At 65.6% G+C, this 14,056-nt stretch carries 13 protein-coding genes; 3 read left to right on the top strand and 10 right to left on the bottom strand.

Going from position 1 to position 14,056, the window contains the following annotated elements; all coding sequences use genetic code 11:
• The 7 genes from CH276_RS08310 to CH276_RS08280 form a co-directional block, all read right to left on the bottom strand.
• A partial coding sequence (locus tag CH276_RS08310) for a biotin carboxylase N-terminal domain-containing protein (protein ID WP_303396053.1) occupies positions 1 to 246 on the bottom strand: 246 nt, incomplete at its 3' end.
• Between the two features lie 128 nt (positions 247 to 374).
• Positions 375 to 1,844 carry a condensation domain-containing protein gene (locus CH276_RS08305; protein WP_032397639.1) on the bottom strand — a complete coding sequence of 490 codons (1,470 nt, stop codon included), beginning with the start codon at positions 1,842 to 1,844 and terminating at the stop codon, positions 375 to 377.
• 130 nt (positions 1,845 to 1,974) lie between these two features.
• The gene (locus CH276_RS08300; protein ID WP_032397640.1) at positions 1,975 to 2,388 is read right to left on the bottom strand and encodes a SufE family protein; all 414 of its coding nucleotides are present in this window, start codon (positions 2,386 to 2,388) and stop codon (positions 1,975 to 1,977) included.
• Positions 2,385 to 3,281, bottom strand: coding sequence for a sulfurtransferase (locus CH276_RS08295; RefSeq protein WP_032397641.1), 897 nt, complete (start codon positions 3,279 to 3,281; stop codon positions 2,385 to 2,387). The genes CH276_RS08300 and CH276_RS08295 overlap by 4 nt, the downstream gene beginning before the upstream one ends.
• Before the next feature lie 121 nt (positions 3,282 to 3,402).
• On the bottom strand, positions 3,403 to 4,776 hold the full coding sequence (locus tag CH276_RS08290; protein ID WP_176459163.1) for a condensation domain-containing protein: 1,374 nt from the start codon (positions 4,774 to 4,776) through the stop codon (positions 3,403 to 3,405).
• Positions 4,754 to 6,211 (bottom strand): condensation domain-containing protein, encoded by a 1,458-nt coding sequence (locus CH276_RS08285; protein WP_094631630.1) that lies wholly within the window; start codon positions 6,209 to 6,211, stop codon positions 4,754 to 4,756. The genes CH276_RS08290 and CH276_RS08285 overlap by 23 nt, the downstream gene beginning before the upstream one ends.
• 46 nt (positions 6,212 to 6,257) lie before the next feature.
• On the bottom strand, positions 6,258 to 7,706 hold the full coding sequence (locus CH276_RS08280; RefSeq protein ID WP_094631629.1) for a condensation domain-containing protein: 1,449 nt from the start codon (positions 7,704 to 7,706) through the stop codon (positions 6,258 to 6,260).
• A 592-nt stretch (positions 7,707 to 8,298) separates the two neighbouring features.
• Between CH276_RS08280 and CH276_RS08275 the strand changes: the two genes are divergently transcribed.
• A complete protein-coding gene (locus CH276_RS08275) occupies positions 8,299 to 9,618 on the top strand; it encodes a hypothetical protein (RefSeq protein WP_094631628.1) in 1,320 nt (439 codons plus the stop codon).
• A 5-nt stretch (positions 9,619 to 9,623) separates the two neighbouring features.
• Here CH276_RS08275 and CH276_RS08270 read toward each other — a convergent pair whose 3' ends face one another.
• Positions 9,624 to 10,889 (bottom strand): glycosyltransferase, encoded by a 1,266-nt coding sequence (locus tag CH276_RS08270; protein ID WP_254924361.1) that lies wholly within the window; start codon positions 10,887 to 10,889, stop codon positions 9,624 to 9,626.
• Positions 10,890 to 11,044: 155 nt separating this feature from the next.
• Between CH276_RS08270 and CH276_RS08265 the strand changes: the two genes are divergently transcribed.
• Positions 11,045 to 12,424: a hypothetical protein gene (locus CH276_RS08265; protein ID WP_094631626.1), complete on the top strand. Its 1,380-nt coding sequence runs from the start codon at positions 11,045 to 11,047 to the stop codon at positions 12,422 to 12,424.
• A 114-nt stretch (positions 12,425 to 12,538) separates the two neighbouring features.
• On the top strand, positions 12,539 to 12,982 hold the full coding sequence (locus tag CH276_RS08260) for a flavodoxin domain-containing protein (protein WP_094631625.1): 444 nt from the start codon (positions 12,539 to 12,541) through the stop codon (positions 12,980 to 12,982).
• Positions 12,983 to 13,030: 48 nt separating this feature from the next.
• Here CH276_RS08260 and CH276_RS08255 read toward each other — a convergent pair whose 3' ends face one another.
• Positions 13,031 to 13,699, bottom strand: a complete 669-nt coding sequence (locus CH276_RS08255; RefSeq protein WP_230596996.1) for a Maf family protein — start codon at positions 13,697 to 13,699, stop codon at positions 13,031 to 13,033.
• Complete coding sequence (locus CH276_RS08250; RefSeq protein ID WP_094631624.1) at positions 13,696 to 13,980, bottom strand: acyl-CoA carboxylase subunit epsilon; 285 nt, start codon at positions 13,978 to 13,980, stop codon at positions 13,696 to 13,698. The genes CH276_RS08255 and CH276_RS08250 overlap by 4 nt, the downstream gene beginning before the upstream one ends.
• Positions 13,981 to 14,056: the final 76 nt, after the last annotated feature.

Genomic DNA, 14,056 nt, shown 5'->3' with positions numbered 1-14,056 from the left:
GGCACCGGACTTGGCGGCGGCGTCGAGGATCTTGTCGATCACCAGATACGACTCCGCCGAGGTCTGACCCCCGAGGGCGAACGCCTCGTCGGCCAACCGTACGAACGGGGCATCGGCATCGGGCTCGGCGTACACAGCGACACTGGCCAACCCGGCATCGGCGGCCGCCCGGATCACCCGCACCGCGATCTCGCCACGATTGGCGACAAGAACCTTGGTGATCTGAGCACTGGCATGGCTGGGCACTGAGCCTCCTACAGATGTGTTTCTCGCGTGCTTCGTTACGAACGTCACGTCGGAGTCTAAGCACCGGCACTGTCATCGCTGCAATCGGTCCGTACAGCTGCAGCGGATCGAGGACGCGTCGCAGCGAGCTACTGATTGGTAGCGATCTGACCGGTGTCGGTATGTCCGATATCGGACCGGTGGTGGTCCGGAAGAGGGAATCGCGCGGTCCCGGTGTCCGCCACATCGGTCAACAGCTTCCGGAAGGCACCGACGTACTCGTGCACCCGAGCGGTCGCCTGCTCGGTGTTGGGGTAGCGAGCCGCGATGTTGATTCCCTGCGGCGTGCGGTTGATCCAGATGTACACGTCGTGCTGGTACTGCTTGCTGCGCAGTGCTCTGGCGTTCCAGTCCGGCCAGTGCTCGGCCGCAGGCGCGAACCGTACGTCCATGAAGGAGACGACGAAGCGCGGGCGGGCGGAGTAGCCCAGAGTGGTGAACACCCGATCGAGGGGAACGCGGGCGATCGGTTTGGTCTTCTTCACCTCGGCCGAGGCCGCCGCGACCACCGAACCGAACGAGTCGGCACCGGCGATGTCGAACGAGATGGGGCACAGTCCGACGAACCAGCCGAGTGCGGAGGCCCACTGGGGCTCGTCTCGGGTGTGCACCGGCGTTACCGTACGGAAACGACTACCCCCGCCCAGTTCCGAGCCGGTGATGGCGAGTACCGCGAGCAATCCCGCGAACAGGCTGTGTCCTGTCTTGCGACACGCGACCGAGAACGAGTCGGCCTGCTCGGGGTCGAGCACCCACGCGGACAAACCGCCTTGCGGCAGATCGTCCGGACTCGGATCGCCGATGTCGAGGGGGAACGCCGGTAGTTCACCGTCGCCGTCGACCAGGAAGTCTCGCCAGATCCTCACGGCGTCGTGCGAATGTTCGAGCTCAGCATTCCTTTCGCGTTCGGAGGAACCGAAGTCCAGGTAGCTGCCGGCCTCGAACAGGGCAGCAGGCGCACCGCCCAGTTCCTCTCCGTACAGAGCAGCGATCTCGTGCGCGACCAACACCGTGGACAAACCGTCGATGATGGAGTGATCCGCTGCGAAGAAGACGGTGATCGGACGCGTCTCGTCCACCGGTTCGAGAGTCACGAAGGCGTAGGCGGGCCAGATCAACGGTGAGGTGAACTCGTCGAACAGATACTGCAGGTGCTCGAATACCTCGCTCGATTGCGCGCACCGTTCCTGCTCGACCTGCCAGATGTCGATGGCACCCTGCGCCGCGGTCACCCGCGTCATCTCGCCCGTCACCTCGTCGATCGACGCGCTCGACCGCATCGCCTCGTGCCGGTCGATCCAGTTCAGAACTGCCCGGCGGAACGCGGGTTTGTCCAGGGGGCCTGCGATCTCGAAGGCCGCGCCGAGCCATGATTCACGACCGCGACGAGGACTGCTCAGGCTCGTACGAAGGTGCGCCTCGTGGACGTAGGACGTCGGCCTGGCGTCGGGGTGCCACCCTGCGGCCTCAGGAGTGCGGGCCTGCGGACCGACGCTGGGTATCCACTCGGTGAGCGTGCCCGCGGGAACCGCGTAGTCCGCCAACTCCGTGAACTCCATATCGGCAGCAACCAACCTTCGTCGTCAGCGTCGGGGGACTGGGCATCGATGCCCTGCCGCGGAGTCTAACGACGACCCGTTGTATCGATCAAGACGACGGGCGCGCCACCGCGCCGTCGCCGGTCGACCGTCAGCGAAGGTGACGCTTGATCCGCGCCAGCATCGCCGACATGCCGCGCAGTCGGAGCGGGCTGACCGCGTCGCTCAGCCCGAGCGCCGAGTAGAAATCGTCGGGTACGTCGAGGATCTCCTGCGAGCCGAGGCCGTCGAGTCCCTGCGCGAGGATCGAGGCGAACCCTCGCGTGGTCGGCGCTTCCGGCGGGGCGCTGAAGTACAGCCGGACTCGCTCGGGATCGGCGGCGTCCACCGACAGGAACAGCGGAGACTGGCATTCCGGCACCGGCTCCATCGCATCCTGGGCAAGGTGCTCCGGCAGCGGAGGAAGTTCACGACTGAACTCGAGCAGAAGCTGCAGCTTGTCCTGTCCCTCCACCGCGGCGAAGTCCTCGACGATCTCGGCCAGCGACTCCGGCAGGGCACTCATCGAGTGGCCGGAGCCGATCCGGGCTCCTCGCCCTTGGCGATCGGAACGCGGACGGCGTTGCCCCATTCGGTCCACGAGCCGTCGTAGTTGCGAACCGACTGGTATCCGAGCAGATGGGTCAACACGAACCACGTGTGGCTCGAACGCTCACCGATACGGCAGTACGCGATCACGTCGTCGGTCGCAGACGTGCCGGAGTAGATCTCGTCCAGTTCCGAACGAGAACGGAAGCGTCCGTCCGGTGCGGCTGCCTTGGCCCAGGGGATGCTCACGGCGGTGGGGATGTGACCTCCGCGCAATGCGCCTTCCTCGGGGTAGTCGGGCATGTGGGTGCGCTCGCCCGTGTACTCGGCGGGGGAGCGCACGTCGATCAACGGCACCGTTCCGAGCGAGCCGAGGACGTCGGAGGCGAACGCGCGGATGGGCGCGTCGTCGCGTTCGATCACCGGATACTCGGTTGCGGGGAACTCGGGCACATCGAGGGTGGTGTCGCGGTTCTCCGACAACCAGGCGTCGCGGCCGCCGTCGAGCAGACGCACGTCCTGATGTCCGAACAGCGTGAAGACCCACAGTGCGTACGCGGCCCACCAGTTGCTCTTGTCGCCGTACACGACGATGGTGTCGTCCCGGGAAATACCCTTGCGGCTCATCAGCTTCGAGAACTGCTCGCCGTCGATGTAGTCGCGGGTGACCGGATCGTTGAGGTCGAGATGCCAATCGATCTTGACCGCGCCGGGAATGTGGCCGACGTCGTAGAGCAACACGTCCTCGTCGGATTCGACGACGCGAAGGCCGGGGGTGCCGAGATGAGCGGACAGCCATTCGGTCGATACGAGACGATCCGGATGCGCATAGTCGGCGAACGTTGCGGTGGAATCGGTTGGTACAGGCACGTATCGGCTCCTACAGAAGATATTCGGCTGGCGGCCCGCCCGGGGGTGAACGGTCTGCACTCTCGATCCTATGCGGAACATCTGTCGAGGGGCGGGAGTGGAGCCTGCGGAACGCAGTTTGTCAGGGTGTGAGGGCTGCGCTCTCGGGTTTCGCTGCGGAGGCCCGCATGAGTGCGATCAGTTCCGCGGTGAACGCAGTCATCACCGAGTGTGCCGTTGCCGTGTCGGGGAATCGCGATCGCAGCGCCAGGCCCGATGCGGTGCGGGAGACCCAGAACTGTGCGTCGTCGGAGACCGTGGCATTGCTGATGTGGTGTGCGTCGGTTCGGTCGAAGCGCTCGTGTCCACCGATTCTGGTGTAGTCGATGTAGGACACCATGAACACGTCTCGACGCGACAGGGTGAAGGCGTCACCGAGGTTGTTCAGTACCTGGGGGATCGGAACTGTGCTCAGAGGTAGTGCCGCGCGAAACGCTGTGTGGGCCGCGGTGATCGTGTCGGTGAGATCTCGTTCGACCTCCACGGTCATGGGAGCGTTGGTGGTGAACCAGCCCAGTGCTCGCGAGAAGTGCTGCTGATGGCGGGTGTGCAACGGGAACAGGAACGGCACACGGTTCGGTCCGCCCGTGTCGGCGCAGGCCTGTGCGATCGCTGCGACGACCCCGGCGAACATTCCGGCTCCGGAACGGGCGCAGAGCTGCTCGAAGTCGGCGGTCTGCCGGGCGTCGAGCAAGGAGGTGACAGTCGTTGCCTGAGGCGCTGTTTCACCCTCGGCGACGCCGAGGTCGAACGGGAAGCGCGGCGTGGTGCCCCCGCACTCGGTGAGGAAGGTCGACCACTGCACCATGCGCTCGTCCGTTGGATCGACGAGTGGCTGGGTTGCTTCGATGCGGCAGTATTCGACGAACCCACCGACGGGAGGCAGGTCTGTCTCCGGGTTCGACGGGCAGCGGCGGTAGGCCTCGTACAGGGTGTGGATCTCGTCGACGACGACGGCGATCGACATGGCGTCGACGTTGGAGTGGTCGAAAGCGCACAGTATCGTCGAGGTGTCCGGTCGGTCGATTCCGACGCAGGTGTACGACGGGAATCGTCTTGCATCGCAGTGCAGTTCGAGCGTGCTTCGGAGGTGATTCCGGAGCGTCGACGCCGAGGAGAAGGTGGTTCGAGTGGATTGCCTCATCTCCACCGAACCCGGTTCGTGGAGCGTCCGCTCGATTCCGTCCACCACGCGAACGAAGGAACTGCGCAGGGTGTCGTGGCGGTCGATCAGGCGCTCGAAGGCCCACTCGAGCGCCCGGATGTCGAGGTTGCCCTGCACTTCGAAGGCCCCGGCTATCCAGACGCGCTCGGCCTGCTCGAGATCACCGAGGTGAAACCGCTGGTTGAACGACGGTGGGACCGGTGAGGGTTGCGGATTCCCGGTGACGACGGCGGTGAACTCGACGACCGTGCCCGCGCGTGGGGTGTACTCAGTGATCGAGGTGACCCGCACCGGCCGGCTCCTGAACGAGATCGTCGTGCGTGAGGCGGTAATCACCGTCGCGTGCAATGGCTTCGAGCACGTGGGCCAGATGATCGTGGTAGCGCTTCACCGCTGCGGCCGCAACGTCGGTATCAGGGGTCTGGGCCACCAGATACAAGTGCTCACCGTCTCGGTTGATCCACATCGATGCGTTCGACGTCGAACCCTCGCCGGTGAAGTGCTCGGCGCGGGTGTCCGCGTCTCGTCCGACGCCGGGGAACCAGCGAAAGTCGATGTACGAGAGCATGTTCGGGCTCACGGCCAACTCGCTACCCAGAGTGCCGTCGGCGGCGAGAGCACCCAGTACGGCGTGCACCGGGGCCTCCGCGATCCGTTTGGCCTGCTCGAAGCCTCGGTGGGCCAGAACGGCGACGTCGGAGAACCTGTCGTTTCCTGCCACCTCGAACGCGACCGGAGCGAAATTGACGAACCACCCCTGGGATTGCCCGTAGTCACCGTGGTGCCGGGTACTGAGCACGGTGATCCCGAAGTAGTCGGTGGTTCCGGCCAATTCGAAGTCGGTGATCCCGACCGCAGCGAATATCCCGCTGCTCATGCGGGCTCCGGCGGCTTTGCACGCGGCGTCGAATGCAGCGGTCAGTTCTTTGTTCAACAGGTTGCGTTCGACGATGCGAACGGGAGCTTTCTCGCCGGGCGCGAGTCCGAGGTCGAGTGGGAAGCGAGGCATGCGGCCGTCGTGCCGGGTGAAAATGTCTCGCCAAGCGGCGATTTCGGGAGAATCGGCCCCGAACGTCGCGGCCCGCGCCCGCTCGTCGGCGGCGTATTCCAGATGGCTACCTGCCTGCGCAGGGATCGGTGCGTCCGCACCGGTCTCGAGCGCGTACAGGTCCGCCAACTCGCTGATGACCAAGGCCTGCGAGCCACCGTCGGTGAACGCGTGGTCTGCGCCGTAGTACAGGGTGAAGCTGCCGGGCCTGGCCACCACGCCGACGACGAATCCCGGCCAGGAGTCCGCGGTCGCCTCGGACGAGAAGCGCCCCCGTACGTAGCGTTGGAATTCGTCGTCGTCCGTCGCTTCTCCGGCGTCGGTCACTTCGAACGCCGCGACCTCGGGTGGAGCGAGATGCCGAACGACGTCGATTCCCTCGACCTCGAACCAGCATCGAAGACCCTCGTGCCGCAGCACGTAGGCGGCCAGTGCGCGGCTCATCGCGTCCGTGTCCACGTCACCGTCGATCTCGGTTGCCACCCCGGTGTACGCGGTGTGAACGTCGCCGCGTTCGCGGGCCGCCCACGCGGCCTTGAGATGGTCCTCCTGGAGAAACGAGGCCGGAGCCGAATCGACAGGTGCCGCTTCGGCACTCGCCCGGGCAGCCGACGTGGGGTGCCATTCGAGCAGCCGACCGGGAGCGGGATTCCACCTGCCCATAGCGGTGATGATCATCGTCGCTTCGTCCTCCTCGATACGGGCCGCGGGTTGATTCGATGGCTCACTCTGCGGCGACGGTCACCGACCGAGAGGCCGACGTGAGCACCGTATCGGTACCGCAGTCGGAGTCGATCACTGCCGTCAGCACGGCGACGAACTCGGTGATGAAGCGGTGGACGTTGGTGGACGCGACGTCCGAGCTGGGGAATCGTGCGGAGATGTTGAGCCCTTGAAGCGTCCGGTTGACCCAGAAGTAGACCTCGTCGTCGGCGTGGCAGTTGCTTCGCAGAGCCCGACCCTTGCGGCCCTGCCACTGGTCGGCGTCCGGAAGGAACCGAAGGTCGATGTAGGACACCACGAATCGCGGAATTTCCGTCGACTCGAGGATCTGGGCGATCTTCGAGTACGGCATCCGTGCCAACCCCTTGTTGGCCGCGCCTGCAGTCGCCGCGGCCTCGATCGCCTCCCCGAACGTGCGAGCGTTGTCGAGCTCGATCTCCATGGGCAGGATTCCGACGTACCAGCCGACCGCTGCGGCCCACTTCTGTTCGTCTCTGGTGTGCATCGGCATCACGGTGCGCAACGTCGTGCGGCCGGACAGGCGAACGTTCGTCAGCGCCAGAGCGGCGAGGATCCCGGCCTGCATGTTGTACCCGGCGGCACGGCATGCGGCGTTGAAGGCATCGGATTTGTCGGCGGTCAGCAGCCAGGACGAAATACTGCTCTGCGCGGCCGGGCCGCTGCCGGTCGGCGACCGGTCGACCGACACCGGAAGGGGAAACGCAGGAAAGCGTCCGTCCTCTACGGCCAGGAAGTCCTGCCAGGTGCGTACGGCGCTGTGGTCACCGGTCAGCGTCTCGCCGAGAGTCCGCTCGGCCTGGCTGAAGTCGACATAGCTGCCGACTTCGGGCAATTCCGGGTCGACGCCCTCGAGAGCGTGTGCGTAGAGCCGGTCGATCTCGTTGATGGCGTAGATCTGGCTGTAGGCGTCCATGACCGAGTGGTCGGCGGCGAACGCGAGCAGGAACGACTCTCCGGGCCCGTCCGAGAGAGCGCGGGAGGCGTCGTCCGGTTCGATGGTGGCGAGGACGAAGTGCGGCCACGCCGTCGGAGACACAGTTTCGCCGAACCAGGAGTGCAGATGGCCGAAGACCTGAGTTTCGGTATGTGGTTCGGTGTGTGCCCTATCGGTCACCTGCACTGCATCCGTCGGTGCGGTGTAGCGCAGCCAGGAACCGGATTCCTCGTCGCGTCGAACCTTGGTGCGGAACGCCTCGTGACGACCCATGTACGCGGCGATGGTTGCCCGCACTGCCTCGACGTCGTAGCGGCGGTGGATCTCGAACACCGTGCCGATCCACGAGCCCGGCGCGCTGCGCTCGCAATGGTCCTGGTGCGTGAACGACAGCCCACGGGGGTCCGGTGCCCAACGGTCGTCGTCGACGCGGGGGGCCCACTCGGTCAGACGACCGGCGGGGAGGGGGTAGTCGGCGAGTTCGGTGTATTCCATGGGAGTCCTCTTCCGTTCCGGGCTCGGTCGGCGGTGTGCGGCGTTGGTTCGGTATTGCACGTTGGATTACGGTCGAGTCGATCGTGTAAACCTGTCAGCGGTGTTCGTGCAGCCGACCGGTCGTTTATTCGATTGCTGTTCGATTGCTGCTTTCCGCGTTGAAAGAACAACTTCATTGCCGTCGACCCGAAGTGAGTTCAGAACATACGATAGGGCGAAAGCGAATTTATTTCGCGACGCGTAAAAGTAATACTTCTCACTGTCGAACGTCTTGACCCTCAGGTCTCCGATCGGCAGTCGACGGGGTGTCCGATTGTCCTATCTTACGATCGAGTCACTGATTTTGCTGGTCAAGATGATGACAGTTCACAATCGGGGTGTGGCGCAGATTGTCCACCGGGTCGAAGAACGACCTGGGCCACTGAATGGCCCGAACATGGTGTGGAACACAATCGACCCCCCTTTTCCGTGCATATATTGCCGAGTGTGAATGCATCGGTGATGGGAAATCGACACCACTGCCCCTGTTTCTCGGATGTAGTAGGTTCGGCGCGTGACTCGAATTGGATTTGCCGATCACCTATTCTTGCGAATGCATCACGGCATCGGATATCCCGTCTTCAACCAGTTCTTGTGGTGGTTCGACGAATCCGTTCAGCGGGCAGATCTGGAAAAACTACGGGGCAACCTGTCCGACGGTCTGCTCGCGCGCCGGGTGGTCGCGTCGACGGTGCCGACGGCACGCGATCGATGGGTGGCCTCGACCGTCTCCCATTCACGGGATTTTCACCCACACGTCATCGAACCGACCGACGTTCTGGCGTGGGCCGACGACCGCCTGGATCGCGACATCGATCCCGAGACCGGTCTCGGGTGGCGACTGGCAGCGGCACCCTTGGCGAACGGAGGGACGGTGCTGTCGTTGGTCGCATCGCACATGGTCGCCGATGGCGGTGCTCTGATCGCCGCGTTCGTTGCCGCCAACTCCGCGTCCGAGCAGCCTCGGTCGATACCGGGCGCGGACGGCATCGCGGTCCTCGGCTCGGACCTACGAGATGCCGTGGAGCAGGTGCGGTCCGTCGCCGGCTGGTTGGTGAACACCGCTGCGTCAGCACTTCCGAGCTCCGCCCGATCCGGTGAGGACGCTGCTGACCCACCCTCGCAGCCACCCCGCTCGCAGCCGACTCGCTCGCAGCCGACCGCCGGAGTGGTGGACGAAGACTGGGTATCGCCTCACGCGGTTGCGGAGGTGGACGCGACTGCCTGGAGAGCAACCGCCGAGCGATGGGGTGGCACGTCGAATTCCCTGTTCATCGCGGTCCTCACGGCAGCCTCCGGGCAGGCCGGGCGAGCCTCGATCGGAGACTCGCTGCAGTGGTCTCTGCCGGTCAGCGATCGCACCACCGACGACACCCGGTCCAACGCCACCAAGATTGTCAAGATCGAGGTGCCCGTCACCGATGCGGGCGACCGGGATCTGTCGACGATTCGGAAGACCAGCAAGGCGGCATTCACCGCCTTCGCGGCCAGGCAGGCTGCAGGCCTGCCACCCGCGGGCATCTCGCAGGCCCTCGTGCAGATGCTGCCCGACGCGGTGGTCGCGCGTGTTCCGCAACCACGTGACGGTGCCGAAGGTCTGGCTTCGAACCTGGGCGTTCTGCCCGAGGTCTTCACCACGGTGGCCGGCGTTCGAGCTCGCGCCGTATCGGGCAGAGCGACCTTCGCAGGTGCCGACGCCGCGTTCGCGCGATCGCTGGACGGTGGCCTGACGGCGTGGGTGTGCGAGACGGACGAGAGCATCACCCTGACCGTCCACGCCATGGATCCGGATCGATTCGTCGACGACCGGGCACTGCGCGACCACGTGGCGGATGCGTTGGGTCGCTGGGAACTGACCGCGCGTTTCTGGTGACTGCGTCAGCGGCTCTGCGCTGCTGCCTCGGTGATGTCGGCAGCTGCGCTCACCGCGGTTGCGGTCGGAGCGACGGTCGCGGCGAGTCGGCGCGCCGCCTGCCTGGCTCGGTCGGTGGTGATGTCGATGATTCCCTGCTGCAGAACGGATTCGGTCAATGCCGAGAATTTCGTGCTGGTCCCGGCTCCGATCCGGCGCAGCGCGGCTCCCCAGAACGGCTGATCGGCGCTGAACCAGCAGACGAGCGTCGGAAGACCGGCCCGTGCCGTCGCAGCCGTCGTACCCGCGCCGCCGTGGTGGACCGCAGCCAGGCACCGCGGGAGAATGCTCGCATGATCGACCGACTCGACGATCATGATGTTCGAGTTCGACTGGGCCGCAGCCAGATCGGTGCCGGTGAGGTCGCTCCAGCCGGCACAGACGAGAGCGCGAACACCCAGCCGTCCGGTCACATTCTCGATCATGCGCACCAGTGCGGTGGGATCGGGCACGGGCATGCTGCCGAATCCGAAGTACACCGGCGCGGAACCTGCCTGCAGCCATTCCTCGAGCGCAGGATCGACGTCCACTCGACCGCTGCTCAACCCCAGGAATCCGACGAACGGCCGTTGCGGGCCCCACTGTTCGGCGAGTCCGGGAAACAGCGCCGACTCGTAGGCCTGAATCTCCACTCCGCCGTAGCGTTCGGATCGAACCGGCAACGAATGCCGCGTCGGGGCCAGGCCAAGGGAGACTCTCTGCGCGTTCTCGCGAGCCTTCATGGACTTCCAGCGCATCGACTCCGCCAGCACCCACATCGATCGGTTGACGTAGCCGGGCAACGCGGCTCCCGGGGTCACGGGCACGACGTCGTTGCGCCGAAGCGGGCAATAGTGCAGTGCCACAAAGGCATTACCCGCAGACTCCGCCACGTTGAACGCCATCTCCTGCCCCAGCGAACCGGTGACGATCGCGTGGCAACCCTGGGCCATCGACTCGAGTTCGGCTGTCATCCGGTCCCAGCCGTGATTGGCCAGTTCCGCGAGTGCCGCAATCTTGGTCCGCGGGTTGCGCGACTTGATGCGCACCCTGATCAACTCCGACTCCAACAGTCGCTGGGTGTCCGGCCCGAACGAGACCACGCTGACTCGTTCGGACTCAGCCGTTTTCGCCTGCGCGAAGTCCATCAGGTTCGGTGGTGCGCCGAACACCACGTCGTGTCCGCGATCGGCGAGTTCGACGCCGAGGGCAAGACCGGGCGTCACGTCACCGCGACTGCCGTTGAATGGCATCACGAACTTCATAGGGTCACTCGCAGTCGCTTCGGCATGGAAAACGCCCTCAACCTACCAGTCCTGCCCGGCGCAGTCGGGTTCGGAAAACATATGGCGGGAAACACATTTGCGGCCCACCTGCGTCCGCACTCGCGCAGCGATAGTCTCGCGTAGTGGAAAGACTGACGTACGACGACGACCTGTTCCTCCGCATGGAATGTGTTCTCGGGGTACCTGTGGTGAACCAGATCGTCTGGCGGTTCGACCGCGCCGTCGCACCGGACGCACTCCGATCGATGTGGCGAATGCTCGCCGCAGGCCCCATCGATCGATCCGTTCGGCGGGCCCGGGTGCCCGGAGCCCGGGACAGTTGGACCGCAGCTCGTCGAGCCGCCGATCCGGTGGTCATCGGATCACCGATCGCCCGCGGGGCCGTCGAGAGGTGGATCGAGGACGAGGCCGCCGTGACATTGGACCCGATCGGGGGACCGGCGTGGCGTCTGTCGGCCAGCTCGGTGGACGACGGCGGCACGGTCGTGTCGTTGGTCGGCTCGCACGTCGTCGGCGACGGCGGCGCCCTCACCTCGGCGGCAGCGGCCGCGCTGGCCGGACACGCTGTGCCCGACGATTTCGCGCGCGTCGGTCTCGATGACGGTTCCGCGTCCGCGACGGCGATCTCGCGAGCCGATCTGTCCGATGGTCTCGGCCGTTTCGGTGCGGCGCTCTCGGGTGCGGCCCGAGCGCTCGGCCGCACCGCGCTGGAGGTGATACGGGCACGGACCACGGCGTCCGCCGCCCCGAGCACGGTCGTGCCGGACGGCTCCGGTGCGGATCGTCCGCGGGTGATCGTCGCACCTGCGGAGGGTGCGTGGACGCCGAGCACCGTCGTCGTCGACTGCCTGTCCTCCGAGTGGTCCGCTGCCGCGGCGAGCAAAGGCGGCAGTTCCAACAGTCTGCTGGTGGCGGTGGTGCTCGGCATCCTGACCGGGAGCGGCCGAGTCTCCACGGAGGACCGGGTGCGCGTCGCCCTCCCGGTCAGTACCAGGACCGCAGGAGATCGACGTGCCAACGCGACGTCCGGTGTCTCGATCCACGTCGACCCAGGAGCGGGGTACCTCGACGATCTCGGAGAGATTCGAGCAGCGAGCAAGCAGGCATTCAGAAACCAGGCCGATCACTCGGTCACGACGACATTCGAGCTCCTCAAGCCGCTGATGCAGTTGCTGCCCGACGCGATCGTGGCCAAACTCGCCGCGTCGGGCTCGGCACCGCTGTGCCTGTGCTCGAATCTCGGTGCCAGAGGTGTCGCACTGCGCGCCATCGGTGGTGTCGACGCCACCGCGGTGGCGATGAGGTCGATCACCCAGAACACCGACGTGGCCTTGCTGCGCCGCACCGGCGGTGGCGTCAGTGCCTGGTGGAACGAATCGGGAGAACGCGCGACCCTGTGCGTCACCGGGCTCGATCCGGACAGCTTTCCCAGCAAGGAACACCTGCGAGGGCTGGTGGAGGCGGAGTTCGATCGATGGGGTCTGACGCCCGAATTCTGGTGATCTCGAGACAAGTCACAACTGCGGGCGAGGACGGATTTTCGGCCGGATCGCCGGTGAGGCTATGCTTTCCGACTGTTCGAGTGTTCGGGCAGGTGTGAGAAAGGGGAGCGATCCATGGCAGTGGTCGTGTTGTTCGGGTCCGAGACCGGTACGGCCGAGGAGGTCGCCGACAAGATTGCGGACGTGCTCAGCGATCATGACGCCGAGGTGCGCGACATGCTCGAGTACGAGGTGTCCGATATCGATACCGACGACTTCCACGTGGTCATCTGCTCCACCTACGGAGACGGAGAGCTCCCCACCGGTGCAGAACCCTTCTTCGACGCACTCGTCGAGGATGCTCCCGACCTCGCGGGACTGCAGTTCGCGGTGTTCGGTCTCGGCGACCGGGTCTACGAGGACACCTTCAACCGCGGCGGCGAGATCATCGCAGAGAAGCTCACCGAGCTCGGCGGCAAGCAGGTCGGCACTCATGCTCGCCACGACAGCTCGTCGAACATCAGGCCGAAGACCATGGCCGAGGAGTGGGCTCGCGAACTGATCGACCTGCTGCCCTGAACGTGGCATTCGGCTTCGGCACCCCACCGGCAGGCGGGGCCGAAACGGTCAGGACGGGGTGCTGTCCCACAGGGCGGCCAGGGACGTACCCACCCGAGTGAGCAGGGTACGCACCAGCGGTAGGCCTATGCCGATCACCGACGACGGATCGCCCTCGATGCGGTCGACGAACCAGCCGCCGAGACCGTCCAGCGTGAACGCCCCCGCCACCGACAACGGTTCACCGGAGTCGAGGTAGGCCTCGAGATCCACCGAGGACGGCGTCGCGAAATGCACGACGGTTCTACTGTGCGCTGCGGCCTGCGCCACCACCACGCCGTCGGTCACCCGGAGCACAGCGTGGCCGGTCAGCAATTCGCCGCTGTTGCCCGCCATGGACTGCCATCTGGCGCGCGCAACGTCGACCGAATGTGGCTTTCCGTGCAGTTCGCCGCCGATCGCCAACATCGAATCGCAACCGACGATCACCAGATCGTCGGTCGAATCCGCGAACGTCTCGGCCACCGCCGCAGCCTTGGCTCGGGCCAATTCCGTGACCACGGTTTCCGAAGACACCGACGGCCCGAGTGCATCGGTCAGCGCATCCTCGTCGACTCCCGACACCCGAACGATCGGCTCCACCCCGGCGGCGCGCAGCACCGACAGGCGCGCCGGCGACGCCGACGCCAGGACCAGACGAACAGGGCCCGGCGCAGCGTCGGAGGACCGGACCGTCACCGCGTGTGGCGTCCCGACGCGGCGTACGAATACGCCGACTGAGCCGCGAACCGGCGGTGCAGCAACACCGGCGAACCCCACAGCTCGCGGGGACGAGAATCGCCCGTCGACTCCGATCCGCCTTGCGCAGCCGTCAGAACCGTCACCAGCGCGGCGAGGTCCTCGTCGCTCGGATTGCCCTTCACCACTCGAACGGCAGCAGGACTCGCAGAGACCACCCCGTCGGAATCGGCTGCGACGAGGTTCGCGTCGTTCGCTGCGTCGTCGTTCGTTTCGCTCATAGTGGGATGTTTCCGTGTTTCTTGGGTGGGAGGGTGACTTGTTTGCGTTCGAGTAGTCGTAGTGCGGTGACGATCT

The sequence above is a fragment of the Rhodococcus sp. 06-470-2 genome, assembly GCF_002258235.1.
Lineage (GTDB): Bacteria > Actinomycetota > Actinomycetes > Mycobacteriales > Mycobacteriaceae > Rhodococcoides.
This window is presented reverse-complemented; position numbering and strand designations above follow the sequence as displayed.